The sequence below is a fragment of the Nocardia sp. NPDC050435 genome (assembly GCF_040655395.1).
Taxonomy (GTDB): Bacteria; Actinomycetota; Actinomycetes; order Mycobacteriales; family Mycobacteriaceae; genus Nocardia.
The window spans coordinates 150,565-175,140 of the sequence record NZ_JBFAJW010000006.1; the positions used below are offsets into that span (position 1 = coordinate 150,565).

At 70.1% G+C, this 24,576-nt stretch carries 21 protein-coding genes and 1 pseudogene; 7 read left to right on the plus strand and 15 right to left on the minus strand.

Annotation, left to right across the window (positions count from 1 at the left end; genetic code table 11):
* Positions 1-179 precede the first annotated feature (179 nt).
* From nusB to AB0I43_RS20060, 7 genes are all read right to left on the minus strand, one after another.
* The gene (gene nusB / locus AB0I43_RS20030) at positions 180-683 is read right to left on the minus strand and encodes a transcription antitermination factor NusB (RefSeq protein ID WP_356978206.1); all 504 of its coding nucleotides are present in this window, start codon (positions 681-683) and stop codon (positions 180-182) included.
* 16 nt (positions 684-699) lie between these two features.
* Positions 700-1,263: an elongation factor P gene (efp, locus tag AB0I43_RS20035; RefSeq protein ID WP_356978208.1), complete on the minus strand. Its 564-nt coding sequence runs from the start codon at positions 1,261-1,263 to the stop codon at positions 700-702.
* A 39-nt stretch (positions 1,264-1,302) separates the two neighbouring features.
* Complete coding sequence (locus AB0I43_RS20040; RefSeq protein WP_356978209.1) at positions 1,303-2,430, minus strand: aminopeptidase P family protein; 1,128 nt, start codon at positions 2,428-2,430, stop codon at positions 1,303-1,305.
* Positions 2,431-2,501: 71 nt separating this feature from the next.
* Complete coding sequence (locus tag AB0I43_RS20045) at positions 2,502-3,077, minus strand: TerD family protein (RefSeq protein WP_356978211.1); 576 nt, start codon at positions 3,075-3,077, stop codon at positions 2,502-2,504.
* Positions 3,078-3,186: 109 nt separating this feature from the next.
* The gene (locus AB0I43_RS20050; RefSeq protein WP_356978212.1) at positions 3,187-4,209 is read right to left on the minus strand and encodes a hemolysin family protein; all 1,023 of its coding nucleotides are present in this window, start codon (positions 4,207-4,209) and stop codon (positions 3,187-3,189) included.
* Positions 4,202-5,566: a hemolysin family protein gene (locus AB0I43_RS20055; RefSeq protein WP_356978213.1), complete on the minus strand. Its 1,365-nt coding sequence runs from the start codon at positions 5,564-5,566 to the stop codon at positions 4,202-4,204. The genes AB0I43_RS20050 and AB0I43_RS20055 overlap by 8 nt, the downstream gene beginning before the upstream one ends.
* A 91-nt stretch (positions 5,567-5,657) precedes the next feature.
* Positions 5,658-6,359: a VTT domain-containing protein gene (locus tag AB0I43_RS20060; RefSeq protein ID WP_356978215.1), complete on the minus strand. Its 702-nt coding sequence runs from the start codon at positions 6,357-6,359 to the stop codon at positions 5,658-5,660.
* A gap of 114 nt (positions 6,360-6,473) precedes the next feature.
* Here AB0I43_RS20060 and AB0I43_RS20065 point away from each other — a divergent pair, with 114 nt between their 5' ends.
* The 5 genes and pseudogenes from AB0I43_RS20065 to aroB all read left to right on the plus strand — a co-directional run bounded on the left by AB0I43_RS20065 (position 6,474) and on the right by aroB (position 11,578).
* Positions 6,474-6,872 (plus strand): MerR family transcriptional regulator, encoded by a 399-nt coding sequence (locus AB0I43_RS20065; protein WP_356978217.1) that lies wholly within the window; start codon positions 6,474-6,476, stop codon positions 6,870-6,872.
* A 99-nt stretch (positions 6,873-6,971) separates the two neighbouring features.
* Entirely contained in the window at positions 6,972-7,418 is a 447-nt protein-coding gene (locus AB0I43_RS20070) for a prepilin peptidase (RefSeq protein ID WP_356978218.1), read from the plus strand.
* Between the two features lie 118 nt (positions 7,419-7,536).
* Positions 7,537-8,736 (plus strand): chorismate synthase, encoded by a 1,200-nt coding sequence (aroC, locus tag AB0I43_RS20075; protein ID WP_356978220.1) that lies wholly within the window; start codon positions 7,537-7,539, stop codon positions 8,734-8,736.
* Positions 8,733-9,251: pseudogene (locus AB0I43_RS20080) on the plus strand (shikimate kinase); the annotation flags it as partial. The gene aroC and the pseudogene AB0I43_RS20080, both read left to right, overlap by 4 nt.
* 1,205 nt (positions 9,252-10,456) lie before the next feature.
* Entirely contained in the window at positions 10,457-11,578 is a 1,122-nt protein-coding gene (gene aroB, locus AB0I43_RS20085; RefSeq protein WP_356978222.1) for a 3-dehydroquinate synthase, read from the plus strand.
* 100 nt (positions 11,579-11,678) lie between these two features.
* On the opposite strand, the gene AB0I43_RS20090 is transcribed toward aroB, so the two are convergent.
* From AB0I43_RS20090 to AB0I43_RS20120, 7 genes are all read right to left on the minus strand, one after another.
* Positions 11,679-12,152 carry a B-4DMT family transporter gene (locus AB0I43_RS20090; protein ID WP_356978223.1) on the minus strand — a complete coding sequence of 158 codons (474 nt, stop codon included), beginning with the start codon at positions 12,150-12,152 and terminating at the stop codon, positions 11,679-11,681.
* Positions 12,153-12,220: 68 nt separating this feature from the next.
* Positions 12,221-13,033, minus strand: a complete 813-nt coding sequence (locus AB0I43_RS20095; RefSeq protein WP_356978224.1) for a shikimate dehydrogenase — start codon at positions 13,031-13,033, stop codon at positions 12,221-12,223.
* On the minus strand, positions 13,023-14,582 hold the full coding sequence (mltG, locus tag AB0I43_RS20100) for an endolytic transglycosylase MltG (protein WP_356978226.1): 1,560 nt from the start codon (positions 14,580-14,582) through the stop codon (positions 13,023-13,025). Before mltG ends, AB0I43_RS20095 begins: the two co-directional genes overlap by 11 nt.
* Positions 14,579-15,142, minus strand: coding sequence for a Holliday junction resolvase RuvX (gene ruvX / locus AB0I43_RS20105; RefSeq protein WP_356978227.1), 564 nt, complete (start codon positions 15,140-15,142; stop codon positions 14,579-14,581). Before ruvX ends, mltG begins: the two co-directional genes overlap by 4 nt.
* Positions 15,142-17,808 carry an alanine--tRNA ligase gene (gene alaS, locus AB0I43_RS20110; protein ID WP_356978228.1) on the minus strand — a complete coding sequence of 889 codons (2,667 nt, stop codon included), beginning with the start codon at positions 17,806-17,808 and terminating at the stop codon, positions 15,142-15,144. Before alaS ends, ruvX begins: the two co-directional genes overlap by 1 nt.
* Positions 17,809-17,844: 36 nt before the next feature.
* Entirely contained in the window at positions 17,845-18,534 is a 690-nt protein-coding gene (locus AB0I43_RS20115; RefSeq protein ID WP_356978230.1) for a Uma2 family endonuclease, read from the minus strand.
* A 173-nt stretch (positions 18,535-18,707) separates the two neighbouring features.
* Positions 18,708-20,060, minus strand: coding sequence for a replication-associated recombination protein A (locus AB0I43_RS20120; RefSeq protein WP_356978232.1), 1,353 nt, complete (start codon positions 20,058-20,060; stop codon positions 18,708-18,710).
* A gap of 257 nt (positions 20,061-20,317) precedes the next feature.
* Here AB0I43_RS20120 and AB0I43_RS20125 point away from each other — a divergent pair, with 257 nt between their 5' ends.
* Positions 20,318-21,937: an alkaline phosphatase D family protein gene (locus AB0I43_RS20125; protein WP_356978234.1), complete on the plus strand. Its 1,620-nt coding sequence runs from the start codon at positions 20,318-20,320 to the stop codon at positions 21,935-21,937.
* Positions 21,938-22,004: 67 nt separating this feature from the next.
* Here the strand turns inward: AB0I43_RS20125 and AB0I43_RS20130 are convergent, their stop codons facing one another.
* Positions 22,005-23,174, minus strand: coding sequence for a kinase (locus AB0I43_RS20130; protein ID WP_356978236.1), 1,170 nt, complete (start codon positions 23,172-23,174; stop codon positions 22,005-22,007).
* 195 nt (positions 23,175-23,369) lie between these two features.
* On the opposite strand from AB0I43_RS20130, the gene AB0I43_RS20135 reads away from it, so the two are divergent.
* Entirely contained in the window at positions 23,370-24,563 is a 1,194-nt protein-coding gene (locus AB0I43_RS20135) for a hypothetical protein (RefSeq protein ID WP_356978238.1), read from the plus strand.
* The last annotated feature ends 13 nt before the right edge of the window (positions 24,564-24,576 follow it).

Below are 24,576 nucleotides of genomic sequence, written 5' to 3' on the forward strand. Positions count from 1 at the left end.
CCGTGTTTCCCCCCAGGATAGGTGCTCCGTGGCCGCCCCCACACCCGATTCCCTTGACCTCGAGCATGGTTGAGGAATCAGGATGGAATCCGTAGCCGCCGGGCCCCGTACACCCACCGGCGTCTACGACAGCAGCCGCACACTCCTCGAAGAGTGTGCGGCTGCTGGCTTTTCGCGAATCAGGCGTCGGGCTCCGGACGCGGCGCACGAGTCGCGGCGGCCGCGGCGCGGACCTGCGGGGCCACCAGGACCACCTGCCCGAGCACGCCGTTGATGAACGACGGCGAATCGTCGGTGGACAGCTCCTTGGCCAGCTCCACCGCCTCGTCCACGGCCACCACCGGCGGAACATCGTTGGCGTGGAACAACTCCCACACCGCGATGCGCAGGATCGCGCGGTCCACGGCGGGCAGGCGGGACAGCGTCCAGTCCTGTAGATAGGACTCGATGGTGCCGTCCACCCGATCCAGATCGTCGGCCACGCCTTCGACCAGGGTGTGGGTGTAGGCGTGCACCGGAGCCACCGACTGGTCGCCGCGGGACAGCTCGACCCGTTCGCTCAGCAGGTCGGCCACGTCGACGTCGCGGGCCTCCGCCTCGAAGAGCAGATCCACCGCGCGGCGCCGGGCCTTGTGCCGGGCGCCGAGCTTCTTGAACTTCTTGTCTTCTGGCTGCTGCGGCACAGTCACAGTATCCGCGTCAGGAGTTGACGCGGCTGATGTAGCTGCCGTCGCGGGTGTCGATCTTGAGCTTGTCACCCACGTTGATGAACAGCGGGACCTGCACCTCGGCGCCGGTCGCGATGGTGGCCGGCTTGGTGCCCGCGCTGGAGCGGTCGCCCTGCAGGCCCGGCTCGGTGTGGGTGACCTCGACCTCGATGGAGACGGGAAGCTCGATGAACAGCGCCTCGCCCTCGTACATGGCGATCTGCACGCCCATGTTCTCCAGCAGGAAGCCGCCCGCCTTGCCGACGATGGCGTCGCCCAGGTGGATCTGGTCGTAGGTCTCGCCGTCCATGAAGATGAAGTCCGAGCCGTCGTGGTACAGGTAGGTCATGTCACGGCGGTCGACGGTGGCTGTCTCCACCTTGACGCCCGCGTTGAAAGTCTTGTCGACGACCTTGCCCGACACCACGTTCTTCAGCTTGGTCCGCACGAACGCGGGGCCCTTACCCGGCTTGACATGCTGGAACTCGACAATCTGCTGCAGGTTGTTGTCGATCTTCAGCACAAGGCCGTTCTTGAAGTCGCTGGTGTCCGCCACGGTTCTCGGCTCTCCTCGTTCGTCACAGGTCGTACCGCGTCATTCGACGACGGTCAGGTCTTTGCTGGTGTTGGTGAGCAACTCCGGGCCCCCTTCGCGCACCACGAGCGTGTCCTCGATCCGGACTCCGCCGCGGCCGGGAAAGTACACACCGGGTTCGACGGTCACCGCCACGCCGGAGAGAAGTGTACCGGTTCCGGTTTTCGCGATGCCGGGCGCTTCGTGGATCTCCAGCCCGACCCCGTGGCCCAGACCGTGCGTGTACAGCTTGCCGTGCCCGGCGGCCTCGATCACCGAGCGCGCCGCCGCGTCCACGTCGACCACCTCGGCGCCCGGCCGCAGCGCCGCGCGGCCCGCCCGCTGCGCCTCCTCGACCAGCGCATAGGTCTCGCGCTGCCAGTCGCTGGGCGCGCCGAGCACGAAGGTGCGGGTCATGTCGGAGTGGTAGCCGTTGCGCACCGCGCCGAAATCGAGTTTCACGAAATCCCCCGCCGCCAGGACGGCGCCCGTGGGCCGGTGGTGCGGAATCGCGGAGTTGACCCCGGCGGCGACGATGGTCTCGAACGCGATCGCGTCCGCGCCCTGCTCGTACATCGCCCACTCCAGGTCGCGGGCGACCTGGCGCTCGGTGCGGCCCGGACGCAGCCCGCCGCGCTCGAGCAAGGTGGCCAGCGCCGCGTCGCCCGCCGCGGCAGCGGCGCGCAGCTGGGCCACCTCGTACTCGTCCTTCACCAGGCGCAACTGCTCGACCAGGCCGCGCACGGCCACCAGTTCCAGACCCGTCTTCTGTTCGGCGAAGCCCCGGTGCTGATCGACGGTGACGACATGGCTCTCGTAACCGACCCGGCCGACCTGCCACTCCCCGGCCAGCTCCACGATGCGGCGCGCGGTGGCGCGGGCGATCTCGGCGCGCAGGTCGGGGACCTGCGCGGCGACCTGATCGCGGTAGCGGCCGTCGGTGCCGATCACCGTGCGCTCCTCGGCATTGCGCATCTCCCACGCGTGCACCAGCAGCGCCGCGTTGGATCCGGTGAAACCGGTCAGGTACCTGATGTTCACCAGGTCGGTGACCAGCAGGGCGTCGACCTCGTTCTCCATCAGCAGGCTCCGCAACGCGCCGCGCCGCGCCGCGTAATCGGGCCCGGGGCCCACGTGATCAGCACACATGGATCCAAACTACCGCCGGGCCGGTGCGGCGCGGAGCCACAACACGAGACCGGGGATCGACCGGACCCGGGTCAGACGGTGACGCCGTAGTCGCGGGCGATGCCGGTCAGCCCGGAGGCGTAGCCCTGGCCGACCGCGCGGAACTTCCACTCGGCGCCGTTGCGGTAGAGCTCGCCGAAGACCATGGCCGTCTCGGTCGAGGCGTCCTCGGTCAGGTCGTAGCGCGCCAGCTCGCTGCCGTTGGCGCGGTCGACCACGCGAATGTAGGCGTTGCGGACCTGGCCGAAGCTCTGCGCGCGGGTGTCCGCGTCGTAGATCGAGACCGGGAACACGATGCTCTCGATGGCCGGGGAGGCATTGGCCAGATCGACGTTGATGACCTCGTCGTCGCCCTCGCCCTCGCCGGTGCGGTTGTCACCGGCGTGCTCGATCGTGCCCTCGGGCGACTTCAGGTTGTTGAAGAAGACGAAGTGGCCGGGCGAGACGACCTGCTTGTCGCCGCCGAGCGCGATGGCGCTGGCGTCGAGATCGAAGTCGGTGCCGGTGGTGCTGCGCAGATCCCAGCCCAGGCCGACGGACACCGCGGCCAGGTTCGGCGCCGCTTTGGTCAGCGATACATTGCCGCCCTTGGACAGACTGACACCCATCTCGATCTCCTTCGATCATCGCGGCGGCCGTCCCGAAAGGGTTGCGGGACAGTCCGAACCGTCCCTTTTCACAGTATCACGTGCCACTGTATGGTTTGCCGGGCCGACCTCATCGGAGGTCGGCGGGGCCGCCCGGCAACAGACGTCGCAGCACATCGGTGATCGTCAGCAGGCCCACCAGCCGGCCCGTTCCCGCCTCGGTGACGACCACCAGGTGCCGCCGCGCCGACCGCATCGTGCGCAGCGCCTCGTACACCGGCAGGTCCGTCGCCATGCGCAGCACCGGTCGTGCCAGCTCCCAGGCCGTAGCGCCCGGCCGTGCGGTGAGACTGTCGCGCACATGCACCATGCCGCCGATCTCGTCCCCGTCACGGATCAGCAGGCGCAGATGACCGCTGGCCCGCGAGACCGCCTGGATCTCGGCCGGGCCCGCGCCCGACGCGACAGCGCTCGGCGCGGCATCGGGATGCACCAGATCACCGACGGTGAGGCGTTCCAGCTCCAGCGCGCTGATCAAGTTGCCGTGGTAACGCTCGTCGAGCGTGCCCACGGTGGCGGAATGCTCGACCAGATGCCGCAGCGCGGCCGGGTCCTGCCCGGCCTCGACCTCGTCGACCGGCGTCACCCCGACCTTGTGCAGGCACCAGTTCGCCATCTGGTTCAGCGCGGTCAGCAACGGGCGCGTCAACCACATGAACGCGCGCATCGGCAGTGCCAGCAGCGTCGCCGATCGCTCCGGGTGGGCGATGGCCCAGGACTTGGGCGCCATCTCCCCCACCACCAGGTGCAGGAACGTCACCACGATCAGCGCGAGCACGAAACCGGCGACGTCAGCGAGTCCGAGCGGTGCGCCGAGGCGCTCGAGCGCGGGCGTCAACCAGTGGTGCACAGCGGGTTTGGTGATCGCGCCCAGCGCCAGCGTGCACACCGTGATGCCGAGCTGGGAACCGGCCAGCAGCACCGACAGCTCCGCGGAACTGCGCAGCGCCGCACGCGCCGCGCGGCTGGCCGGGGCCGCGTCCTCGAGCCGGTGCCGCCGCGCGGCGATCAGCGCGAACTCCACCGCCACGAAGAACGCGCTGGCCGCGATCAGCATGACGGTGATCGCGAGAATCGTCCACGGATTACTCATCGGCGTCCGCCTCCGACTCGGTGTGCACGGTGACGAACACCGCGGCGGGGACATGCCGGGCTACCGTGCGGACCCGCGCGGTCAGAGTACGACCCCGCGGTGGCAGGTCGGTCGCGTAGTCGGAACCGTTGCGCGGCAGGGTGATCGATACCTCGTCGCCGGGCTCGGGCAGACCGCCGAACTCGGCGATCACCAACCCGGCCAGGGTCTCGTAGCCGCCTGCGGGCAGGCGCACCTCCAGGCGGCGTTCGATCTCGTCGAGGTGGACGTCACCGGCGATCAGCCAGCCCGCGCCCGAACGCACAATCTCCGCCTCGGCGTTCTGATCGTGTTCGTCGGCGATCTCACCGACGAGTTCCTCGGCGATGTCCTCGACGGTGACGATGCCGGCGAAACCGCCGTACTCGTCCACCACCAGCGCCATCTCCTCGTCGGCGGCGCTCAGCGCGGCGACCACCTCGGGCAGCGGCAACGATTCCGGCACCAGCACCGCGGGCCGGAGCCGATCGCCCGCGACGCCCGCCGGCGCGCCGCCGAGCAGATCGTGCAGGTGGATGACACCGCGCAGGTCGTCACTGCTCGATCCGACGACCGGATAGCGGGTGTGCCCGGTTCCCATCCGGGCCAGGACCGCGTCGACCCCGTCATCGACGTGCACGACGTCCACGCGCGAACGGGGAATCATGGCGTGCGCCGCTGTCCCGGCCGGAAAGTCCAGGATGCGATCGAGCAGCGTGGACAGTTCGCGCGGCAGCTCACCGGCCGCCCGCGAGGCGGCGACGATGTGCTCGAGGTCGCGCGCTGTGGCCGAGTGCTCGACATCGTGCACCGGCTCGATCCGCAGCAGGCGCAGCAACACATTCGAGGACTGGTCGAACAGCCGGATCAGCCAGCCGAAGACGGTCAGATACAACGTCGTGGAGCGGGCCAGCCATCGGGCCACCGGCTCCGGGCGGGCGATAGCGAGATTCTTCGGGAACAACTCGCCGAAGAGCATCTGCACGACGGTGGAGAACGCGATGGCCAGCACCGTTCCCACCGCGACGCCGACGGCCGTCGGCACACCCACGCCGCCGAGCAGGCGGCCCAGCGAACGACCGATCAGCGGTTCGGCGACATAGCCGACTAGCAGGCCGGTGACCGTGATGCCGAGCTGCGCGCCGGACAGCATGAAGGAGGTGCGCCGGGTGACCGCCAGGGCCCGCCGTGCGCCCGCGTCGCCCGCTTCCGCGCCCGCCTTCAGCCGGGACCGGTCGACGGCCATGTAGGCGAATTCCTGGGCGACGAAATAGCCGGTCAGCGCCGTGATGCCCAGGACCACGAGGATGCCGAGCAGCAGACTCGCGAACGTCAGCACGACCGCACCTCCCGGCTAGATCGCGGGGGCTGGTCCGCCGGGGGCGGGACGGGTTTTCGGCGTTTGCGCGATGCGCGTCTCATGGCCTCTCTCAGTGGTCGGAACGTGCCGTCTCGACGGTAGCCGCGCGGCGGCTCGCGAGCATGCGCTTGGCGATCTCGATGATGATCGGCAGCACCGAGACGAAGACGATCAGCAGGAAGATGAGGTCGATGTTGTCGCGGACCAGGGCGATCTGACCGAGGAGATAGCCGAGGTAGGTGACGCCCGTGCCCCAGAGCACGCCGCCGATGACGTTGTAGGTGATGAAGACTCGGTAGCGCATGCCCGCCGCGCCCGCAACGACGGGCGCGAAAGTACGCACGATCGGCACGAACCGGGCCAGCACGATGGTAATGGGGCCGTGCTTGAGAAAGAAGGCGTGCGATTCATCGATGTAGCGCTTCTTGAAGAAGCGGGCGTCGTCGTTCTTGAACAGCGCGGTGCCGCCCTTCGCGCCGATCAGATAGCCGACCTGGTCACCGGCGATGGCGGCGATCGGGATCAGCACCAGCAGCACGCCGATCGGCGCGAAGGGCGCGATCTCGGTGGATTTGGAGGCGGCGATCAGGCCGGCGGTGAACAGCAGAGAGTCACCCGGCAGCAACGGGAACAGCAGTCCGGATTCGATGAAGACCACCGCCAGCAAACCCACCAGCATCCAGGTGCCGAAGGAATTGAGCAGATTCACCGGGTCCAGAAAACCTGGCAGCAATGCCAGATTCGTAGTTGCCACGCTGGCGAGATCAGACATGCCACACAGTATCACGCAGCACTGTATGGTTTCGGGGAGGTCGGGCGCATCGCGGCGTGCGCCCAGGTAGCACGTGCCGCTGTATGGTATTTGTCTCCGTGGAAGGAGGCCATGATGACCGAGACGCTGCTCAAGATCGGTGAACTGGCCGCACGCGCCGAGGTCAGCTCGCGCACGGTCGATTACTACACCACCATCGGCCTGCTCGCGCCGGCCCAGCGCAGCGCCGGCAACTATCGCCTCTACAGCCCCGCCGACGTGGAACGGATCCAGCTCATCCAGCGGCTGGAATCGCAGGGCATTCCGCTGGAGGAGATCGCGGCCGCGCTCAGCGCCGGTCCCCGCGACATCAACGAGGTCCTCGCCCGCATCGATGGCGATCTGAAGAATCTGGCGACGGTCAGCGAATCCGCGCCCGCCGAGATCCACGGCCTGCTCGACATCATCGCCACGCGGGTGCACTCGCTGATCGCGGTCGCCATGCAACTTCCGCCCAACCTGCCGCTGATCTGAGCCCGGCTTCGGAACGTGGGCTGTCCACATCGGTGAAAGTTGTCCACAGCCAGCGGTTCCGGGGTTGTTTTCCGGCGGCCGCGGACGAGGCTGGAAGGCATGACGATATCGGCTTTCACGGTGTTCGCGCTCTGGTGCGCGGTGCTGAGCGGGTGGGATCTGCGCGCGCGGCGGCTGCCGAATGCGCTCACCGGGTTGCTGGCGCTCGGCGTCCTCGGATACGCGCTGAGCACAGCGCAATTCGGCGCGGCGGTCGCGGGCGCGCTGCTGCTGGCCGGGCCGTACCTGCTGGTTCATCTCCTCGCGCCCGCGGCGCTGGGCGCGGGCGATGTGAAGCTGGCCGCCGGATTGGGGGCCGCCGCCGGGCTCGGCGGCGCGCAGGCCTGGGTTTGGGCGGCGGTCGCGGCGCCGGTGGGCACCGCGCTGGCCGGGGTCGCCCTGCTGTGCGCCAACCGGATTCGGCGCCCCGCCGGCGAGCGCTCGCTGCCGCACGGGCCCGCGATGTGTGCCGCCACGTTGCTCGGCCTGCTCGCCGCGCCACCCTGACCACCGCCGGTCGCGGTGGCCGGTTACGGCCGCCCCCACGCGGTGCGATAACCACGTGCCCGTAATCACGGCCGCCCGGATGCTGGAGGGCGGGCCCCGACATGGAAGGATATAGGGCGTGTTGCGCTGGATAACTGCCGGAGAATCCCATGGTCCCGCTCTCGTCACCATCCTCGAAGGGATGGTCGCGGGAGTCGAAGTGACGTCCGACGAAGTCTCCGCACAGCTGGCGCGCCGGCGGCTCGGATACGGGCGCGGCGCCCGGATGAAGTTCGAGGCCGACAAGGTCACCATGGTCGGCGGCGTGCGCCACGGCCGCACCATGGGCGGCCCGGTCGCCATCGAGGTCGCCAACTCCGAGTGGCCCAAGTGGACCACCGTGATGTCCGCCGACCCGGTGGATCCCGCCGAACTGGCCGACCTGGCCCGCAACGCGCCGCTCACCCGGCCCCGTCCCGGGCACGCCGATTACTCCGGCATGCTCAAGTACAACTTCGACGACGCCCGCAATGTGCTCGAGCGCGCCAGCGCCCGGGAGACCGCGGCCCGCGTCGCGGCCGGCACCGTGGCGCGCAACTTCCTGCGCCAGGCCTTCGGCGTCGAGGTCGTCTCGCACGTGGTCTCCATCGGCGCGGCCGCGAACACCACCGGTGTCGTCCCCACCGCCGCCGATCTCGCGGCCATCGACGAGAGCCCGGTCCGCGCGTTCGACAAGGACGCCGAAGCGGCCATGATCGCCGAGATCGAGGCCGCCAAGAAAGATGGCGACACCCTCGGCGGCGTCGTCGAGGTCGTCGTGGAGGGCCTGCCGGTCGGTCTCGGCTCGTTCATCAGCGGCGCCGATCGCCTCGACTCCCGGCTGGCCGCCGCGCTCATGGGCATCCAGGCGATCAAGGGCGTCGAGGTCGGCGACGGTTTCGAAACGGCGCGCCGGCGCGGCAGCCAGGCCCACGACGAGATGAAGCCCGGCCCGGACGGCGTGCTGCGCTCCACCAATCGCGCGGGCGGCCTGGAAGGCGGCATGACCAACGGCGAACCGCTGCGGGTGCGCGCCGCGATGAAGCCGATCTCCACCGTGCCGCGCGCGCTGTCCACCGTCGACATGACCACCGGCGAGGAAGCCGTCGCGATCCACCAGCGCTCCGATGTGTGCGCCGTGCCCGCCGCGGGCGTGGTCGCCGAAGCGATGGTGGCGCTGGTCGTCGCGCAGGCCGCGCTGGAGAAGTTCGGCGGTGACTCGCTGGTCGAGACCGTCGACAACGTCACCAGCTACGTCAAGCGGATCAGTTCGCGGCCACATATTCCGACAGCGCAATGATCGTCCAGACCGATCCACGCGCGCCGCGCGTGGTGCTGGTCGGACCGCCGGGGGCGGGAAAGTCCACGATCGGCCGCAAGCTCGCCAAGGAACTCGGTGTCGAACTGTTCGACACCGATGCCGGGATCGAGGCCGACACCGGTCGCACCATCCCGGAGATCTTCGCCGCCGACGGCGAGCCGGAGTTCCGCACGATCGAGGAGCGGGTGGTGCGCCGCGCCATCCAGAACGAGCGCGGGGTCGTCTCGCTCGGCGGCGGCGCCGTGCTGTCCGCCGAGACCCGCGCCCTGCTGCGCAACCGCACCGTCGTCTACCTGGAAATCAGTGTGGCCGAGGGGCTGCGCCGCACCGGCGCCAGCAACCAGCGCCCGCTGCTCAACGGCGCCGACCCGGCGGCCAAGTACCGCGAGCTGATGCGCAAGCGCCGCCCCCTCTACCGCGAGGTCGCCTCGATCCGCGTCCGCACCGACGGCCGCAGCCCCGGCCGCGTCGTGCGCATGATCCTGGCCAAACTCGGCGTCGAACCCTCCACCCCCGACCCCCTCGCCCCCGAAACCCCCCTCACCCCACCCCCGTCCGGCAGCAGCCGCTCCCGCGCCCGCCGCCGAGCCCGAGCCCGCGCAGCCGCCGCCCGTCGCAACCCGTCCGCTTCCGACGGCGCGAACACAACAGGCGATACCACTACCGCCGACAACGATCCCCGCGACTCCGCTGGGCCTCGCGCAGGCGGCCGTCGGCGCGATCGCGCCGGAGGTAACGCCAGCAGCAGCCGCGGCAACAACAACGTGAGCAGCGGCGGCAGCAGCACCGGCGGCAGCGGCAGCAGCAGTGGCGACAGCGCCAGCAGCGGCAGCAGTGGCAGCAGCAGTGGCAGCGGCAGCAGCAGCGGCAGTCGCAGCAGCAGTGGCAGCGCCAACAGCGGCAGTAGCAGCAGCAGTGGCAGTGGCGGCGGCGCCAGCAGCGGCGGCGGCAGTGGCAGCGGCAGTGAAACGCGCGGTCCTGGCACCACTGGCGGCCCCAACTCCGAACCTGACGTTCACACCGGGCTCGGTGCTGCCGAAACATCGGGCAGCTCAGCCGCATCCAGCACCGAGAACGACAGGCATGCCCGGCGTCGTGGCCGACGCCGAGGTGGCAGGCGAACGCCCGCCGATCCGGGCGGTGACTTATCCGGCGGTACCTCTACCACTGGGCGACCGTCGGGCGCGGGCGACTCGAACAGCCTTGCGCGACCGGACCATCGCGCCGGCCGGGCAGGCAGGCGCTCGAACCCGACGGACACCACCCGCCGTCCGTCCAACGATCGGCCGAACGCCGACCGCCCGCGATCGCCCCACACCCAGGCGGCCGCTGATCGACCCGAAACATCCCATAACCAAGTGGATTTCGCGACCCCGGCCGCACAGCGCGGGCAGCGACCGGCCGCCCCTCCACACGAGCAGGGTGCGGACGCGTCGCCCGGCCGCCGTCCCCGGCGCGCCCGCCGGGCCGCAGGCGCTCCCGCCGCCCGCACGCCGAGCGGTTCGGCGGCGGACTCGGCCGGTGGCGAGGTGCGTTCGGGGCAGCAGAGTGGTAGCGGCGCGGCGGAGCCGGCGGCGAATGCCGGTGGACAGTCCAGTGGTAGACCAAGTTCGAGTGGGCGCGCTCGGCGGGCGCGTGCTCGTCGCGCGCGTATGCGAGATCAAGAGCCTTCGGCACGAACAGAATCGGAGCAGACAACGTGAGTGAGCCGACCCGTATCGAGGTACGCACGGCCGACCCGTATTCGGTGATCATCGGGCGCGGGTTGCTCGGTGAGCTCGTCGAATCGGTGCGCACGGCGACCAACGGGGTGCGCACCGTGGCGATCTTCTATCAGCCGCCACTGGCCGAGACGGCCGAGGCGGTGCGCAAAGCCCTGGCCGACACCGGGCTCGACGCGCACCGGATCGAGATCCCCGATGCCGAGGCCGGCAAGGACCTGCAGGTCGCCGGTTTCTGCTGGGAAGTGCTGGGGCGCATCGGGCTGACCCGCAACGACGTCGTGGTGAGCCTGGGCGGCGGCGCCGCCACCGACCTGGCCGGTTTCGTCGCCGCCACCTGGATGCGCGGCGTGAACATCGTGCACGTGCCGACCACGCTGCTGGCCATGGTGGACGCGGCCGTCGGCGGCAAGACCGGCATCAACACCGAGGCCGGCAAGAACCTGGTGGGCAGCTTCCACGAGCCCGCCGCGGTGCTGGTGGACCTGGCGACGCTGGAAACGGTGCCGCGCAACGAGATCGTCGCGGGCATGGCCGAGATCCTCAAGGCCGGTTTCATCGCCGACCCGGTCATCCTGGATCTGGTGGAACGCGACCCGGAGGCCGCGCTGGACCCGACCGGTGACGTGCTGCCGGAACTGATCCGCCGCGCCGTTCAGGTGAAGGCCGACGTGGTCGCCGCCGACCTCAAGGAATCCAGCCTGCGCGAGATCCTCAACTACGGCCACACCCTGGGCCACGCCATCGAGCGCCGCGAGCGCTACCGCTGGCGGCACGGCGCGGCGGTCGCGGTGGGCCTGGTGTTCGCGGCGGAGCTGGGCAGGCTGGCCGGTCGTCTCGACGACGCGACCGCCGACCGGCACCGCAGCGTGCTGGCCAGTGTCGGCCTGCCGACCACCTACGACGCCGACGCGCTCCCCCAGCTGCTCGACGCCATGCAGACCGACAAGAAGACCCGCTCCGGCGTGCTGCGCTTCGTGGTGCTGGACGGCCTGGCCAAGCCCGGCCGCCTGGAGGGCCCGGACCCGGCGCTGCTGGCCGCCGCGTACTCGGCCATCGCCCGCGAGGACAGCCCGTCCGGCGGCGCGATCCTGCTGTAACCCCCACCGCGACAACGAAAGCCCCGGCCGCCACATAAGGGAGGCCGGGCCTTTCGTGTCGCCACGCCGCGAACTAGCTCGCACGGGGCCGAGTTCACCTTCAGGCAGCGGTACCCGCGTGCTCGCGCGCCGCCGAATTCCGCGCCTTCTCCAACCGCCGCTCCGCGACCATGCGCCCGATGCCCACTCCGGCCAGGCCGGGCAGGAAGATCAGCAGCACGATGAACGACGCGGCCGCCGTCATCTCGAACAGCAGCGGGTTGTCGCCGAGGTCGAAACGCGGCAGGAAATCGAGCAGCCAGGACACCAGGCCCATGCCGAGCCCGCCCGCCACGGCCGCCTTCAGCCACACGATGGTCAGGTCGGAGCCGTGCTCCGGGTCGGGATGCACTTCGCGGTCCTTGCGTCCGTCGAGCACGCCCCAGGCCACGACGACGGCGATCAGCGCCGCCAGGCACAGCATGCGCAGCCACGAACCCTGCGTCGGCCAGTACACCATCGCGAGCCCGAGCAGGGTGCGCATGGCGACCACCAGCCCACCGAGCAGCACGGCCCGCATCACCCAACCAGTCATGGCCAACACCATAACCCGCAGCTAGACGAAACCTAACTAGAACCGGTGCTAGAAATTTCGCAATGCGCTCAGTCGTCGAGGGCCGCGGCCATCTCCGCGCGCGGCGCGGGCCGCCCGGTGAACTGCTCCACCTGGCCGTACGCCTGATTCAGCAGCATCTGCAACCCGCTGACCACGGTGTGCCCCGCCCGCTCGACGGCCTCGGCGAGCGGGGTCGGCCACGGGTTGTAGATCGCGTCGAGCACCACCGGCGCGACGGCCACCGCGTCGGCGACGACCGCGGCCGCACCGGACGGAATGGTGCTCACGACGGCCCCCGCGCTCGCGCACGCGGCGCGCACGGCCTCGGGATCGAACCCGGCGACCGCGGCCGTCATGCCGAGCCGCTCGGCGAGTTCCAGTGCGCCGCGGGCTCTTCCGGCGTCCCGAGCCAGCACCGTCACCGATTTCGCGCCGAGCTCGGACAGCGCCAGTAACGCCGGGCGCGCCGTGCCGCCCGCGCCGAGCACCACGCCCGCGCTGATCGTGCCGACGCCTCCGCCGCGCAGCGCGCCCAGCACCCCGTCGACATCGGTGCAGTCCGCGCGCCAGCCGCCGGGCGTGCGCAGCAGGGTGTTCGCGGAACCCACCAGCACGGCCCGCTCGGTGCGCTCGGCCGCGTAGGCGAGCGCGGCTTCCTTGCCGGGCATCGTCACCGACAGGCCGACCCACTCCGGACCCAGCCCGTCCACCAGGCCGGGCAGCTGCTCGGCGGAGCATTCGATCCGCTCGTAGGTCCACGGCAGGCCGAGCGCGCGGTAGGCGGCCAGGTGCAACTGCGGCGAGCGGGAATGCGCGATCGGCTGCCCGAGGACCGCGGCCTTGCGTACCTCAGCGTCCACTGTCGAGGATCCCGCTCTCCTGCGCCTTGCGGATATTGCGCAGGTGCTCGGCGTAACTGGCGGTGAACAGCGTGGTGCCCTTGGAATCGATCGTCACGAAGTACACCCAGTCGCCCGCTTCCGGCTTCTCCATGGCGCGCAACGCGTCCAGCGACGGCGCGGCGATCGGATTCGCCGGCAGGCCGGCCATCGCGTAGGTGTTCCACGGCGTCTTGGTCTCGCGGTCCTCGTCGGTGGTCGCGAGCTCGGTGGTGTCGAGCGCGTAGTTCACCGTCGAGTCGAACTGCAGGGGCATGTCGATCTTCAACCGGTTCAGGATGACCCGCGCGACCTTCGCCCGATCCTCCGGCGACGCCTCCCGCTCGACCAGGGACGCGGCGATGAGCGTCTGGTAGGGGGTCAGCTTGGTCTCCGCGCCGGATTGCAGCAGGCCGGTCTGCTCGTAGCTGGCCGCGCTCTGCGTGATCAGCTGCCGCAGGATCTGCTGCGGTGTGCCGCTCGGATCGAAATCCCAAGTGCCGGCGGCGAACAGGCCGTCCAACTGCCGGGTGCGGTCGGGGGCCGCACGCACGGAGTCGATGGCCCAGGACGGCACGCCCAGCGCGGCCAGATCGGTGCTCGCGCCGGCGGCGGCGAGGGACTCCGCGCTGACGCACTTCTGCTGGGCCGCCATGCCGATGCAGCTGGCGGCGGAGATCTTGGTGTACAGGCCCTCGGTCTGTGCGCCGGTCTTCACGTCGTGCTGATCGTGCAGCAGCCGCCCCTCGGCGACGACGAGATTGCCGACCCGCGAAGTCTTTCCGACCAGCGTGGTGACCGCCAGCGCGGCGGGACTCTCGCTCGGGATCGCGTAGAAGCCCGGCTGCACCGAGGTCATGTTCGCGTTGCGCATGGCCGCCTGGTAGAACGCGGAACTGCTCTTGACCACGCCCTTCTCCAGCATGGTGTCCGCGATCTGGGTGGCGGTGTCGCCGGGATGCACCTGCACCACGACCAGCGGACCGCCGGCGCCGGTGTAATCCGGCGGCGGGCCGAAGGATTTGGCGAACTGCATCGCCGCGAATCCGGCCGCGCCGACGAACAGGACGACGAAGACGCCGCCGATGATCCACAGGTTGCGGCGGCGGCGTTTGCGCTCGGCCGCCTTGCGCGACGCCGCGCGCGAGCGCCGGCCGCGCCCCGATTTCGGCGCCCGGCCGGCCTTGCCCTTGCCCGCCGCGCGGCCGCCCGCGGTCTTGGCCCGCTTCGGCGGCGGCGGCGGTTCGGGATCGTCGTCGTAGTCGGCGTCGTACTCGCCGTCGGCGTCGTACCCGTCGTAGTCGGGGTCTTTGCGGTCGTAGAGCGCGGGGCCGTCGTAGAACGGTTCGTCGTCGGTGTAACGCGGGATGACGGTGGTGTCGTCGTCATAGTCGTCCCAGGCATCGGGGTTCGATCCGGTCGCCGCGCGCCCGCGGGGCTCGGCGGCCCACGCCCGGTCGTCACGCTTGTAGCGGCGATCAGCCTCGCGCTGCCGGAAGCGTTCCTCGGCCCGCGCCCATCGATCCGTCATGCATCGCCCTCCGACGACGCACCACGTTCCTCTTCGCCCGACCTCAACACCGCACTCCGTTCGTCCAACCATCCTTGCAGGATCGACACGGCCGCCGCCTGATCGATTACTTGGCGCTGACCACGCGTGCGTACTCCGCTGTCCCGCAATGCACGTGCAGCTGACACCGTAGTCAAACGTTCGTCGGAAAGCCTGATCGGCACCGGGGCGATGCTGGCCTGCAAACGCTTGGCGAATGCCACGGCCAGCCCCGCCGCGGTGCCCTTCTCCCCGCGCAATGTCCGTGGCAGGCCGACAATAACCTCCACCGCCTCGTACTCGCGCACAATTTCGGCAATCCTGGCGATGTCGGCCGGCGGACCGCCCCCGCGCGCACCGGATTTCGCGCGCGCGACCGTCTCGACGGGTGTCGCGAGAATGCCGTCAGGGTCACTTGACGCCACGCCGACGCGCACACTGCCGACATCGATCGCGATGCGCCGGCCCCGCCCGGGGTCGGTCGCCGGATCCGGCCGGTGACCCCCCTCGGGCAATTCGGAATGTGAAGACTCTGCTGTCATCAGGAGGCCAGTTCGGCCACCCGCGCCCGGACCGCCGCTAGACCGGTGGTGATGCCCGAGGGATCCGAACCGGCGCCCTGCGCCATCTCCGGCTTGCCGCCGCCGCGCCCCGCGATGCTGGGACCGAACGCGCCCACCAGCTCACCGGCCTTGAAGCCGAGATCCTGGGCGGGCTTGTTGACCGTCACCACGAACGGCACCTTGCCCTCGGCGTTGCCGAGCAGCACCACGATCGCGGGCTCGGTACCGAAGCGGCCGCGGATGTCGGTGGCCAGCGTGCGCAGGTCACCGCCGCCGACGCCCTCGGGCGCGGCCACCGCGACCAGCAGCACGCCGCCGATCCGCTCGGCCTGCTCGACGAAGGTCGACACCGAGGCCAGCACCGCGGCCATCTTGGTGCGCTCGAGCTCCTTTTCGGCGACCTTGAGCCGCTCCACCAGCTGCTCGACGCGGCCGGGCACCTCCTCCGAGGGCACCTTCAGCGACGACGCGACGCCGGCCAGCAGCGCGCGCTCCTTGGCCAGGTACTTGTAGGAATCCAGGCCCACGAAGGCCTCCACGCGACGCTTGCCGGAACCGATGGCCGACTCGCCGAGCAGGGTGATCGGGCCGATCTGCGAAGAGTGCTGCACGTGGGTGCCGCCGCAGAGCTCCATCGAGAACGGGCCGCCGATCTCCACGACGCGCACCTCGTCGCCGTAGTTCTCGCCGAAGAGCGCCATCGCGCCCATCTCCTTGGCCTTGGTCAGGTCGGTGACGAAGGTGTTGACCGGGAAGTCCGCTCCCACAGCGTCATTGGAGACGGCCTCGATGTCGGCCTTCTGGTTCTCCGAGAGCTGGCCCGTCCAGTTGAAGTCGAAGCGCAGGTAGCCCGGCTTGTTCATCGAGCCCGCCTGCACGGCGTTCGGGCCGAGGATCTGGCGCAGCGCGGCGTGCACCATGTGGGTGCCGGAGTGGCCCTGGGTGGCGCCCCGGCGCCAGGCCGGATCCGCCTGCGCCAGCACGACATCGCCCTCGGTGATCTGGCCCTGCTCCACCGTGGTCTTGTGCACCCACAGCTTCTTGGCGATCTTCTGCACGTCGTTGACGGTCAGCTTCAGGCCCGAGGCGGTGATCGAACCGCGGTCGGCGATCTGACCGCCCGACTCGGCGTAGAGCGGGCTGCGGTCCAGGATGACCTCGACGTCCTGGCCCGCGGTGGCGACCGGGACACGCACGCCGTCGGCGATCAGCGCGAGCACCGTGGCCTCGGAGGTCAATTCGTCGAAGCCGGTGAACTCGGTCTCGCCGCGGTCGACCAATTCCTTGTAGATCGACAGGTCGGCGTGCCCGTGCTTGCGGGCCTGCGCGTCGGCCTTGGCCATGGCGACCTGCTCGGCCATCAATGAGCGGAAACCGGCCTCGTCGACGGAAAGCCCGGCCTCGGAAGCCATTTCGAGGGTCAGCTCGATCGGGAAACCGTAGGTGTCGTGCAGCTTGAACGCGGCGTTGCCCGGAATCGTCTTGCCGCCCTTGGCCTCGACCTCGTCGACGGCGTCGGAGAACAGCTTGGAGCCGGTGTTGAGCGTCTTGAGGAACGCGGCTTCCTCGGCGACCGCGACATCCCTGATGCGCTCGAAGTCGGCGCCGAGTTCCGGGTAGGACGGCGCCATCAGATCGCTGACCGTCTTCATGAACTCGCCGATCACCGGCTTGTCCGCGCCGAGCAGGCGGGCCGAGCGCACGATCCGGCGCAGCAGGCGGCGCAGCACGTAGCCGCGGCCGTCGTTGCCGGGGTTGATGCCGTCGGCGATCAGCATGGCGCCGCTGCGGGCGTGGTCGGCGATGACGCGGAAGCGCCGGTCACCCTCGGCGTCGACGCCGTAGGAGCTACCGGTGAGCTCTTCGGCCTTGGCGATGATCGGGCGCAGCAGATCGGTCTCGTAGACGTTGTCCACGCCCTGCAGCAACATCGCGACCCGCTCGACGCCCATGCCGGTGTCGATGTTCTTCTTCGGCAGCGAACCGATCGGCGGGTGGCCCTTCTTGGGGCTGAGATCACCGCGGATGTCCTGCATGAAGACCAGGTTCCAGATCTCCAGGTAGCGGTCCTCGTCGGCGACCGGGCCACCATCCTTGCCGTGCTCCGGGCCGCGGTCGAAGTAGATCTCCGAGCACGGGCCGCCCGGGCCGGGCACGCCCATGTCCCAGTAGTTGTCCTCGCCGTCCCGGAACTGGATGCGCTCGGCCGGGATGCCGATCTTGGTGCGCCAGATCTCGGCGGCCTCGGGATCCTCGTTGTAGGCGGTGACCCACAGGCGTTCGGGATCGAAGCCGTAGCCGCCTTCTTCCTGCGACTTGGTCAGCAGCTCCCACGCGAGGGAGATGGCGCCTTCCTTGAAGTAGTCGCCGAAGGAGAAGTTGCCGGCCATCTGGAAGAAGGTGTTGTGCCGGGTGGTGACGCCCACCTCCTCGATGTCACCGGTGCGCACGCACTTCTGCACGCTGGTAGCTCGCGGGTACGGCGCTGCTTGTTGACCCAGGAAGTACGGCTTGAACTGAACCATGCCCGCGTTCACGAAGAGCAGGGTCGGGTCGTCCAGGCTCAGCGGGGCGCTGGGCACCTCGGTGTGGCCGGCACGGACGAAATGTTCCAGGAATCGCCGTCGGATCTCGTGGGTCTGCACAGGTATCCAGCCTACCGGGACGGCGCATCCGGTTTTTCAGGGGCCGGAGCCGTCGGCCCAGGCGAGCAGCGGCTCGGTTTCCAGCACGACGCCGACGGGCTCCGGCAGTTCCATGGTGTGACCGAACTCGGTGCGCGCGGTCTGGGCGTACCAGCCCTTGACCGGGTGGCTGAAGACGAACGCGCCCCGCACCGCGCGGTCGATCAGCAGGTACAGCGGGATGCCGGCTTCGGCGTAGGCCTGGGTCTTGTGCGCCCGCGCCCGCTGGTCGGTCTCGGATTCGTAGGCGGTGATCTCGATGACCAGCAACACCTCATCGGGCTCGGCCCAGCCCGCGCGCCGCCGGAACGAACCGTCCGGCGCGAGCACGCCGTCCGGGCGCACCCGGCCTTCCCGATCGGCCTGCACCTTCAGATCCAATGCCGGATACAAGCGCAGCTCGGGGCGCTGCCGCAGAATCTGCTGGGTGAGCGCGCGCCGGATCTCCACGCACTGCTGATCCGGGGCGACCTTCGCGCCGAGCGCGCCGTCCAGGAACTCCAGTGCCACGGCGGTGGGCGCGTGCCCGGCGAGCGCCTCGAATTCCTCGATCAGCAATTGCGGGCCGTCGCCGCGCACGGCCAGTTTGCCCGCCCGGAATTCGAGCCGGAGCGCGGCGGGCACGTGCACGGCCAGCGCCTCGACCTGCTCCTTCGACAGCTGCGGCCGATCCGGGCGAACCTGCACCGCGCACCTCCTCCGACCCGGTGGCAATACCCACGTCGGATGACCCTACGCCCGGCAACCCTTCCGCACCCACGCTTTCGCCGGGCCGGGCGCACCGTCGAGCGAATCCCCTCGTCACTCAAATAGCGTTGGGACAGAACGTTATCCGCGCGTGATGTGGTAACCGGCGAACTTCACTTGCCGCGGACGATCCGGCGCAGCTTCTGGACTCGCGTACCGATTTCGCGTTCGTTGCCGTGGTCGGTCGGGGCGTAGTAATCGCGGCCGACCAGATCGTCCGGCGGATACTGCTGGGCGAGAACGCCGTCCGGATCGTCGTGCGGGTACCGGTAGCCCTGGGCGTTGCCCAGCTTGGCCGCACCCGCGTAGTGGCCGTCGCGCAGGTGCGGCGGGACCAGGCCGGCCTTGCCCGCCGCGATGTCGGACATGGCCGCGCCCAGCGCGGCGGGCACGGCGCCCGACTTCGGCGAGGTGGCCAGGTGGATGGTGGCGTGGGTCAGCGTCAATTGCGCCTCGGGCATGCCGATGAGCTGCACCACCTGGGCGGCCGCGACGGCGGCCTGCAGCGCGCTGGGATCGGCCATGCCGATGTCCTCGCTGGCGGAGATGACCAGTCGGCGCGCGATGAAGCGGGGATCCTCACCCGCGCTCATCATCCGGGCCAGGTAGTGCAGCGCGGCGTCGACGTCGGAGCCGCGAATGGACTTGATGAAGGCGCTGACCACGTCGTAGTGCTGATCGCCCGCGCGGTCGTAGCGCACGGCCGCCTTGTCGACGCTGGCCTCCACCAGATCCACGTCCACCGTGCCGTCGAGCGAGGACTCGGCCGAGGCCTCGAGCGCCGTGAGCGCGCGGCGGGCGTCACCGCCGGCGATCCGCACGATGTGATCCAGCGCGCCGTCGGTGACGGTGTACTCGCCGCCATAGCCGCGCGGATCCTCGACCGCGCGCTGGAGCACCTCGCGGATATCGGCGTCGGTGAGCGACTGCAACTGCAACACCAGTGACCGCGACAGCAGCGGGGAGACCACCGAGAACGACGGGTTCTCCGTGGTCGCGCCGACCAGCAGCACGATCCGGTTCTCGACCGCGGCGAGCAGCGCGTCCTGCTGGGTCTTGGAGAAGCGGTGCACCTCGTCGATGAACAGCACCGTCTGCTCGCCGACGGTCAGCCGGCGGCGCGCCAGATCGATGACCGCGCGCACCTCCTTCACGCCCGCCGACAGCGCCGAGAGCGCTTCGAACCGGCGGCCGGTGGCCTGCGAGATCAGCGAGGCGAGGGTGGTCTTGCCGGTGCCGGGCGGACCGTAGAGCAGCACCGAGGCCGCACCGGACCCCTCCACCAGCCGCCGCAGCGGCGACCCGGGACCGAGCAGATGCCGCTGGCCGACAACCTCTTCCAGCGACGCCGGGCGCATGCGCACCGCCAGCGGGACGGAATCACCGGCGCCGCGGAACTCGACGCGGCCCCGCCCATCCGACTCCCCCGGCGCCTGCCCGGGCACGTCGAACAGCCCATCGGTCATGCCCGCGCCTGCCTCGGGGCAGGCGGAGAGAAGATGCGCGCGGTCATGTCTGCGACCGTACCGCGCACCTCCGACAACTTCGCACGCGTCGCGGCGCGGGCCAACGCGACGTGAACCGAGCGCGAACATCCGCACAAAACTGGACACTCGACCAATATCGAGGTGTTTCAACTTGCCTGACGGCCCGGGATCGACTGAGATCAATAGACGTGGCCGAAAACATGGTTGTTTCAGATTCCGCCCGCGCGCGGGGATCGATGGGTCGGCGGACACTGCTGAAAGGCAGCGCCGCCGCGGCCGCCGCGACCACGCTGCTCGCCGGTCCGGCCCGCGCCCAGGGCGCGGTATTCCGGCACGGCGTAGCCTCCGGCGACCCACTCCCCACCGCCGTCGTCCTCTGGACCCGGGCCACCGTCGCCGAGGACGCCACCCCCGGCTCCGGCATCGGCCCCGCGACCCCCGTGCGCTGGGAGATCGCGACCGACGAGGGCTTCGGCACCCTGGCCGGCTCCGGAACCGTCACGGCCACCCGCGATTCCGACCACACCGTCAAGATCGACGCCACCGGCCTGGCACCCGGCCGCGAGTACTACTACCGCTTCTCCGCGCTCGGCGAGACCTCCCCCACCGGCCGCACCCGCACCGCCCCGGCCGACGCCGACACCCCCGACCGCCTGCGCTTCGGCGTCGTGTCGTGCTCGAACTGGGAGGCCGGCTACTTCGCCTCCTACCGGCACCTGGCCGCCCGCGGCGACCTGGACGCGATCATCCATCTGGGCGACTACATCTACGAATACGGCCGCGGCAAGTACGGCGGCCGCAGCGGCGCGGTGCGCGGGCACGACCCGATCAACGAGATCGTCACGCTGGCCGATTACCGCATCCGGCACGCCCAGTACAAGACCGACGCCGACCTGTCCGCGCTGCACGCCCTGCTGCCCTTCATCTGCACCTGGGACGACCACGAGTCCGCCGACAACTCCTGGTCCGGCGGCGCGAACCACCACGATCCCGCCGTGCAGGGCCCCTGGTCGGACCGCCGCGCCGCCTCCGCCCAGGCGTACCTGGAATGGATGCCGGTGCGCGCCAAGGGCTCCGGCGCGGACGTGCAGATCTACCGGCGCCTGCGATTCGGCACGCTGGCCGAGCTGTCCATGCTCGACCTGCGCAGCTACCGCGACGAAGAGGTCACCCCCGGCGCGGGCTGGCGCAACGTCGACAACCCGGCGCGCACCCTCACCGGCAAGGCGCAGATGGAATGGCTGACCGCGGGCCTGGCCTCGGCCCCGGTGCGCTGGAAGCTGATCGGCACCTCGGTGATGATCGCGCCGCTGGTCTTCCCGCCGCTGGACCCGGCCACCAGCAAGGCGTTCACCGACGCGCTGGGCGTGCCGCAGTCCGGCGTCCCCGCCAACGCCGACCAGTGGGACGGCTACACCGCCGATCGCCGCACGCTGTTCCGCACGCTGACCGACAACCAGGTCTCGGACGTGGTGTTCCTGACCGGCGACATCCACTCCTCCTGGGCCTCGGACCTGCCGGTGGAGGCCGCGACCTATCCGGCCGGCCCGACGGTCGGCGCGGAGTTCGTCGTCCCCTCGGTCACCTCCTCCAGCATCGGCGAGATCATGAAGTCGGCGCCGCGCACCACCTCGGTGCCGATCGAGGAGACGATCAAGGGCGTCAACCACCACATGCGCTATGTGGAACTGGAATCGCACGGCTACGGCGTGCTCGAGGTGACCGCCGAGCAGACCCAGATGGACTGGTTCTACGTGCTCAACGTAGAAGACCCGAATACCGCCGTCCGGCACGGCGCCTCGTTCGCGGTGCGCTCGGGCGGACGGCTGGAGCCGCGCCCGAGCCCGGTGGTCTGACCGATCGAACACCTCGGCCGGGCACCGTCTCGCGGTGCCCGGCCGAGGTGTTCGATGATTCCGGCGGCTACTCCGACCAGCGTTCCTCGAGCATCGCCGAGACCTCGTCGGCGAAATCGCCGATGACGTCGTCGCCGGTGCAGCGCGCGTCCTCGGCGAGCGCGGCCCAGCGGTTGATCAGCGCGACCGAGCGCGGCACCGACAGGCCGTGTTCCCGGGCGGCGGCGATCCGCGCGTGGTCGGCCGGCAGGAACCAGTAGGTGCTGAGCCAGACCCAGATCAGCCGGGCCTCGAGGATGCGTTCGGCGAGCACCGCGTCGTCGGCGAGCGCGGGCCAGACGCCGACGACCTCCGAGCGCCACGCCTCCACCATCTGCCGCGCGCGATCGCGGGAGAGCTCGAAATCGCAGAGGCACCCGGGCGCGGACACCAGCGCGTAGGCGATGTCCAGGGTGGCGTCGCGGAAGCCGCCCCACTCGTAATCCAGGAAGCGGGCGCCCTCCTCGTTGAGGATGACGTTGTCCGGGCACAGGTCCGACGGGCTGAACGCGCGGAAGCGGCCGGCGGAGAACAGCCGGTTGCCGCGCACGATGCGCTCGGCGATCTCGCCGGGCACCTCGATACCGAGCTCGCGGCGCAGTAGCCCGGGCACCTCGGAGATCGCCGTCTCGGCCTGCTGGGCGATGCCGTCGACCCGGTGCATCACGTCCACCCGGCGCAGCAGCGCCACGAAATCGGCCTCGCGGCCGACCGTGGCCGCGTGCATGCGGCCCAGAGCCTGCGCGAAGGCCATCAGCGCGTTGCGGGTGGCCGGCTCGGCGCCGGACTGCAACTGCTGGGTGAGCAGCGAATTCTCGCCGAGGTCGCTGAGGATCAGCAGGCGGTCGGGCAGGCTGTGGGCGACCAGGTAGGCGCCGGGGCGCTGATGGCGGCTCAGCGCGGTGGTGAACTGGTAGGAGACCGCTTCGCGCAGGAATGCCGAATCGATGCTGACGACACCGGGGGCGAGGCCGCCGGTGCTGCGCTCGTCGGCGTTGCCGCGCACCTGCTTGATGATCAGGGTGCGAGGCAACGAGAAGGCGTTTTCTGAAACGCGCACGCGTAGGACCGTCGTCCTACCACTACCGCTGAGTTCCATCGGATCGCTCAGCTTCACCGGAGCACCCATTCGCTTTGTGAGCAATTGCTGTGCTGCGGACACGACTTCGGCGGCGCGTTCGGCCAATAGTGCGGTCATCGCCTTTCAAGCTACTCGCATCGGGTCACTTCTAGCGAGCGGTTGCACAACCTTTCCGCGTCGCTCGGCGTGTCTGAGGTTGTGGTTGCCGGGTGCGCGCTGTCTGCTTGACATCAGGCGCAATCGTCCGGTTTTCTCATCGTGAACTGTTGTGCGCCACACCGCAAACCAGTTGCGCCGGAAAGGTCGACGAGAATGACCGACACACCGCCTTCCGCCCCCCGCGATCCCCAGCGGGATCCGGCCGGCGACGCGCCCGACTCCGGGAGTGGCGATCCGCACCCCCAGGCCGGTCACGGCAAGCACGAGCTGCCGGGGGCCGCGGGCTACCCGCAGTTCGGCGGGCCGGGCGCGGCGCAGTACGGCAACGAGCCGGTGGAGCCGCCGCCGCACCTCGGGCAGCAGGGTTACCCACCGCAGCAAGGCTTTCCACCGCAGCAGGGTTACCAGCCCCAGCACGGATACGGGCCCGAGGGTGCACCGCCGCCGGGCTACGGGCCGCAGGGCGGGCCACCACCCGGATACGGGCCCCAGGGCGGGCCGCCACCCGGCTATGGCCCCCAGGGCGCACCGCCTCCCGGATACGGGCCCCAGGGCGCACCGCCACCCGGATACGGCCCCCCGGGAGCCCAGCAGCCCGGTTACACCCCCCAGGATGCCCCGCCACCGCCCGGACACGGTTTACCCGGGGGCGGGCAGCCGCCCGGCCCGCAGCCGCCGAAGCAGCCCACCTACGGCTATCAGGCGGCCGCCCAGGGTGCACCCACCGGTCTCGAGGTCGGCTCCGCCCTGGGCTACGGCCTGGACCGGTTCCGCGCGAATCTCGCGCCGTGGCTTGGCATTACGGCGGTCGGCTTCGGCATCTACCTGGTGTACTGGATTTTCGTCCTGGTTTTCGAGCCGAATTCGGTCCTGGTGCTGATGGTGCTGTTCCTCGCGGTGATGGCGGCGCTGTGGCTGCTGCAGGCCGCCATGGTGCGCGGCGCGCTCTACGAAACCGACGGCACCCCACCGGTTTTCAGCTCCTACTTCCAATTCCGCAATGCCGGCAACGTGCTGCTCACCTCGCTGATCGCCTTCGCGGCGACCTTCCTCGGCCTGGCGCTGCTGGTGCTGCCCGGAATCATCATCGGCTTCCTGTGCATGTTCGCCCTGCACTTCGTCATCGACCAGGATCAGGGTCCGGTGCAGGCGATCAAATCCAGCGCAAACCTGGTCATCGCCAATGTCGGTCCGGCGCTGCTGCTGGCCCTGGCGGTCGCCGTGATCACCTTCCTGGGCGCGCTGCTGTGCGGCTTCGGCCTGCTGTTCGCCGCGCCGGTCGCCGTCATCGCGGTGACCTACGCCTACCGCGTGCTCACCGGGGGCCTCGTCGCACCGGCGCGATAAGCCGTGAACGACT

Excerpts from the sequence above, each read along its gene's own strand:
- AB0I43_RS20040 (WP_356978209.1), bottom strand. The coding sequence starts at position 2,430 with ATGTGTGCTGATCACGTGGGCCCCGGGCCCGATTACGCGGCGCGGCGC.
- AB0I43_RS20045 (WP_356978211.1), bottom strand. The coding sequence starts at position 3,077 with ATGGGTGTCAGTCTGTCCAAGGGCGGCAATGTATCGCTGACCAAAGCG.
- AB0I43_RS20050 (WP_356978212.1), bottom strand. The coding sequence starts at position 4,209 with ATGAGTAATCCGTGGACGATTCTCGCGATCACCGTCATGCTGATCGCG.
- AB0I43_RS20060 (WP_356978215.1), bottom strand. The coding sequence starts at position 6,359 with ATGTCTGATCTCGCCAGCGTGGCAACTACGAATCTGGCATTGCTGCCA.
- AB0I43_RS20065 (WP_356978217.1), top strand. The coding sequence starts at position 6,474 with ATGACCGAGACGCTGCTCAAGATCGGTGAACTGGCCGCACGCGCCGAG.
- AB0I43_RS20070 (WP_356978218.1), top strand. The coding sequence starts at position 6,972 with ATGACGATATCGGCTTTCACGGTGTTCGCGCTCTGGTGCGCGGTGCTG.
- AB0I43_RS20090 (WP_356978223.1), bottom strand. The coding sequence starts at position 12,152 with ATGACTGGTTGGGTGATGCGGGCCGTGCTGCTCGGTGGGCTGGTGGTC.
- mltG (WP_356978226.1), bottom strand. The coding sequence starts at position 14,582 with ATGACGGATCGATGGGCGCGGGCCGAGGAACGCTTCCGGCAGCGCGAG.
- ruvX (WP_356978227.1), bottom strand. The coding sequence starts at position 15,142 with ATGACAGCAGAGTCTTCACATTCCGAATTGCCCGAGGGGGGTCACCGG.
- AB0I43_RS20120 (WP_356978232.1), bottom strand. The coding sequence starts at position 20,060 with ATGACCGATGGGCTGTTCGACGTGCCCGGGCAGGCGCCGGGGGAGTCG.
- AB0I43_RS20125 (WP_356978234.1), top strand. The coding sequence starts at position 20,318 with ATGGGTCGGCGGACACTGCTGAAAGGCAGCGCCGCCGCGGCCGCCGCG.
- AB0I43_RS20130 (WP_356978236.1), bottom strand. The coding sequence starts at position 23,174 with ATGACCGCACTATTGGCCGAACGCGCCGCCGAAGTCGTGTCCGCAGCA.
- AB0I43_RS20135 (WP_356978238.1), top strand. The coding sequence starts at position 23,370 with ATGACCGACACACCGCCTTCCGCCCCCCGCGATCCCCAGCGGGATCCG.